5 protein-coding genes are annotated in these 4,062 nt (G+C 74.0%); 4 read left to right on the top strand and 1 reads right to left on the bottom strand.

Translation table 11 applies throughout. The features are described 5' to 3' along the window. Window positions 1-138 precede the first annotated feature (138 nt). From ACIY1X_RS25265 to ACIY1X_RS25250, 4 genes are all read left to right on the top strand, one after another. Window positions 139-771 (top strand): cysteine hydrolase family protein, encoded by a 633-nt coding sequence (locus ACIY1X_RS25265; RefSeq protein WP_399686121.1) that lies wholly within the window; start codon window positions 139-141, stop codon window positions 769-771. A gap of 158 nt (window positions 772-929) precedes the next feature. Beyond that, complete coding sequence (rpsU, locus tag ACIY1X_RS25260; RefSeq protein WP_007833691.1) at window positions 930-1,142, top strand: 30S ribosomal protein S21; 213 nt, start codon at window positions 930-932, stop codon at window positions 1,140-1,142. 97 nt (window positions 1,143-1,239) lie between these two features. Next, entirely contained in the window at window positions 1,240-1,692 is a 453-nt protein-coding gene (locus ACIY1X_RS25255) for a GatB/YqeY domain-containing protein (protein ID WP_399686118.1), read from the top strand. After that, window positions 1,685-2,158, top strand: a complete 474-nt coding sequence (locus tag ACIY1X_RS25250) for an NUDIX domain-containing protein (protein WP_399686115.1) — start codon at window positions 1,685-1,687, stop codon at window positions 2,156-2,158. Before ACIY1X_RS25255 ends, ACIY1X_RS25250 begins: the two co-directional genes overlap by 8 nt. 15 nt (window positions 2,159-2,173) lie before the next feature. On the opposite strand, the gene ACIY1X_RS25245 is transcribed toward ACIY1X_RS25250, so the two are convergent. Continuing rightward, window positions 2,174-4,062 (bottom strand): VanW family protein (locus ACIY1X_RS25245; protein WP_399686112.1); only part of this gene is annotated, 1,889 nt, incomplete at its 5' end.

The following is a 4,062-nucleotide window of genomic DNA, read 5'->3' as shown; positions in this document are numbered from 1 at the left end:
AGGCGAGCACGGCGATGGTGTCGGTCTTCGTGCGGGACATGGCCCGATTCTATCGGTCAATGTCTTCAGGGCCACTGTCGGCACCGCGGCGCGGAGCCAAGAATGCAGGCCATCGCCACACCTCCCAGGAGCCACACCATGCCTTCCCACCCGCCCCGCCGCGCCCTGGTCGTCATCGACGTGCAGAACGAATACTTCGAGGGCGGCGGCCTGCCCATCGAGCACCCGCCCATCGGCGGCACGCTGCCCAATGTGACGCGCGCGATGGACGCCGCCCGCGCCGCCGGCGTGCCGGTGGTGGTCGTGCAGCACCACGCGCCGCCCGGCGCGCCGCTGTTCCAGGCCGATTCGCCGGCCGGCCAGCTCCACCCCGACATCGCCGGACGGCCGCGCGACCACCTGGTCACGAAATCCTTCCCCAGCGTCTTCACCGGCACGGACTTCGGGGCCTGGCTGCAGGCACGCGGGATCGACACGCTCACCGTGGCGGGCTACATGACGCACAACTGCGACGCTTCCACCGTGTTCGAGGCCATGCACCGCGGGCTGGCCGTGGAGTTCCTGGCCGACGCCAGCGGCGCCCTGCCTTACGCCAACGCGGCCGGGCGGGCCAGCGCCGAGGAGATCCACCGCGTCTTCTGCGTCGTCTTCCACAGCAACTTCGCCGCCGTGGCTTCCACCGCCGACTGGATCGAGGCGCTGCGCACCGGCCAGCCGCTGCCGCGCGACAACGTCCTGGCCTCCAACCAGCGCGGGCGCCAGGCGGCTTGAGCGGCGTGGCCGGCCGGGGCTCGACCGGCTGGCAAAGGCGGGCTATAATCGACGGCTAACTTTTCGGGCCTCCCCTCAACGGCCCCGCCTTTTCCAGATTGAGGATCCCGGCCAGGGGATCGATCTCCCCCGGGCCACATTCGACAGACTTTCACCTGATGACCACCATCCGCGTTAAAGAAAACGAGCCCTTCGACGTGGCCCTGCGCCGCTTCAAGCGCACCATCGAGAAGCTGGGCCTGCTCACCGACCTGCGTGCCCGCGAGTTCTACGAGAAGCCCACGGCCGAGCGCAAGCGCAAGAAGGCTGCCGCGGTCAAGCGCCACTACAAGCGCGTTCGCAGCATGCAGCTTCCCAAGAAGCTGTACTGAGTCGAGCACCGCACGCGCTGGCCCCGCCAGCGTACCGAGCCGCGCCAGGAACACCTGCCGCGGCTTTTTTGTTTTGTTTGCCGAGAGGACGAGCACCATGAGCCTGAAGGAACGCATCAACGAGGACATGAAGAGCGCGATGCGCGCCAAGGACGCCGAGCGCCTGGCCACCATCCGCCTGCTGATGGCCGCCATGAAGCAGAAGGAAGTGGACGAGCGCGTGGAGCTGGACGACGCGGCCGTCGTGGCCGTGCTCGACAAGATGGTCAAGCAGCGCAAGGACTCGATCGCCGCCTTCACCCAGGCCGGCCGCACCGAACTGGCCGACAAGGAGGCCGCCGAGATCACCGTGCTGCAGGCCTACCTGCCCCAGCGCCTGAGCCCGGAGGAAGTGGCCGCCGAAGTGAAGGCCATCGTGGCCGAGCTGGGCGCCTCGGGCCCCGGCGACATGGGCAAGGTGATGGGCGCGGTCAAGCAGCGGCTGGCCGGCAAGGCCGAGATGGGCCAGGTGAGCGCGGCCGTCAAGGCGGCCCTGGCGGCGAATGCCTGATGCGCGCCGCGGCGCGCCGATCGGCAAGGCCTGCGCCTGCCTGGTCGATGCGCGCGGGCGGCTGCTGGTCTTCGACCACCCGGGCGACGGCGGCATGCAGCTCGTCAAGGGCACCATCGAGCCCGGCGAAGCGCCCGAGGCGGCGGTGCGGCGCGAGCTGCTGGAGGAGTCCGGCCTCGCCTTCGACGGCCCGCTGGCGCCGCTGGGCACGCTGGAGCGCTTCTGCAGCGCCGGCACCGAAGGCAGCCGCCGCAGCCACGACCAGCGCTGGCACCTGTTCCTGATGCGCTGGACCGGCGCGCCGCTGCCGGAGACCTTCACCCATGTCGCGCACGGCAGCCCGGAGGAAGACGGGCTGGTGTTCGCCTTCCGCTGGCTCGCGCCGGGCGATCCGCTCGACGGCTTCGCCCTGCCCTACCGCCAGGCGATCGAGCGCGTGCGGGCAGCGCTGGGCGCTGCTGACTGAGGCAGCGGCGCGGCCTCAGCCGGCGTGCGCGCGCAGGGCCTGCGCCAGCGCCGCCACGTCGCCCGCCGGCACCAGCGTCAGCCCCGGCTGGGGCGGCAGCCCGCAGGCCGGCGTGGCGATCACCGGCAGGCCGGCCGCCAGCGCCTGCAGGGCGGCGCGCGGCGAATGCTCCACGTGGGCCGGCAGCACCGCCGCCCGGGCCTGGGCCCGCCAGTCGCTGCGATAACCCAGCGGAACGCACGGCAGGCCGGCCCAGTGCGGATCGTCCGGCGCCGGCGGGCTGCCCAGCACGCCCAGGCGCGGCGCCCGTCCATCCTGCTGCTGCAGATGCCGCAGCGCCGCCGCCAGTTCGCGGCTGCCCTTGCGCGGCAGGGCGCTGGACAGCAGCACCACGAGCGGCGGCGACGCAGCCAGGCCGCGGGCCGCCGCCGTCGCGGGCGAGCACTGCCAGGGCACTTCGATCACCTCGGCCGACAGCATCTCGCGCGCCCACTGCGCCACTGCATGGTGCGGCGTGAAGATCCGCCGGGCCCCGCGCAGGGCCTGCCACTCGGCCTCCTCGCAGGCTGGGTCCGGCCGGAAGTCGGCCAGGCTGGGCTCGTCGGGCCACGCCTGGGCGGCGGCGTCCAGGCGCCGGGCGATCTCGCGCATGGGCAGCGCGGGCATCCACACGTCCAGGCGGCGGCCCGCCAGCGCGCCGTCCATCCACAGCGTGGGCAGGTAGGCCTGGTCCACCAGCAGCTCCACGTCGACCGGACGCAGAGCGAACGCCGCCCGGCGCGCCTGCCAGGCCTGCCCCTGCAGGATGCTGGCCTGCCGCCGGCCCGGCGAGCGTGCATGCCACCGCAGGTGCCACGCCCGCCGCCAGGCCAGCAGGCGCGCGGCGGCGGCGGGCGGCATGACGTCCCCGGCTTCGGGCGCACGCTCGCGCGCGACCAGCGCCCGCTGGCCCGGCGTCACGGCATGGGGCAGCACCCAGCGTCCAGAGGCCAGCCGGTGATCGGCCGCCGCTGCCTGCGCCAGTTCGGGCGCCACCCCTTCCAGCAGGATCGCGCGCGCGGCCAGGACGTCGGCGCTGCCCGCGCGCTGCGGCGCATGGCGGAAGCACGCCGTCTCATCGCAACTCAGGCAGCCACGCGCCACCGGCGGCGCGGTGGCTTGCGGGCGATCCGTGCTCGGCGCTGCATCTATGGCGATCGTCCGCCGGCCCGCCGGCGGCGCCGCGGCGAACGCCCGCACACGCACGACCAGCTCGTCCGCATCCATCGTCACTTCCAGGCGCCACGGCATGTCGGCGCGCACGCGCAGGTCGATGTGCTTCCACAGCACGGTGGCATCGACGGCGCCGTGCGCGCCGGGGGCCACGCCTTGGGGCCGGGCGGTGTGCGCATGCCGCTCCGGCAGCGCCATGCCCGCGCGGTGGGCGGCGGTGGCCAGCGCGTTGGACAGCTGGCACAGGCCGCCGGCCAGCGTGGGCACCACGCAGCCCTCGCGCACCTCGCGCCCCGCCACGTAGCCGCGCCGCCGCGTGGCCCGCCCGATCTGCTGCCAGAAGCTCAGCAAGCCGGCGGGCGGCAGTTCCAGCCCGTCGAAGGCCTGGCGGGCCAGCCGCAGGTTGTGCACCTTGCCGGCCACCAGCGCGAATTCGTCGGGGCGGCCGTCGGTCCACAGGGGGCTGCGCACCTCGGCCAGCACCGGCGCGTCGCGCAGCCGGCTGGCGCCGGCCGGCACGCGGGGCCAGGTCCGCACCTGCGGGTCGAGTGCATCCTGCACGATGCGCCGCGCCGTCAGCAGGCGGATGCGCACCCAGAACCACAGCGCCTGCCGGCGCGAGGGCGGCATGCCGGGTGCGCGTGCGGCCATCTGCACGGCAGCCCCGGCCCGGCTCAGGCGCCCGCCACCTT

This window comes from Xenophilus sp. (assembly GCF_044462705.1).
Taxonomy (GTDB): Bacteria; Pseudomonadota; Gammaproteobacteria; order Burkholderiales; family Burkholderiaceae_C; genus Xenophilus; species Xenophilus azovorans.
This window is presented reverse-complemented; position numbering and strand designations above follow the sequence as displayed.

Coding starts and splice junctions, on each gene's coding strand:
- ACIY1X_RS25265 (WP_399686121.1), top strand. CDS start 139: ATGCCTTCCCACCCGCCCCGCCGCGCCCTGGTCGTCATCGACGTGCAG.
- rpsU (WP_007833691.1), top strand. CDS start 930: ATGACCACCATCCGCGTTAAAGAAAACGAGCCCTTCGACGTGGCCCTG.
- ACIY1X_RS25255 (WP_399686118.1), top strand. CDS start 1,240: ATGAGCCTGAAGGAACGCATCAACGAGGACATGAAGAGCGCGATGCGC.
- ACIY1X_RS25250 (WP_399686115.1), top strand. CDS start 1,685: ATGCCTGATGCGCGCCGCGGCGCGCCGATCGGCAAGGCCTGCGCCTGC.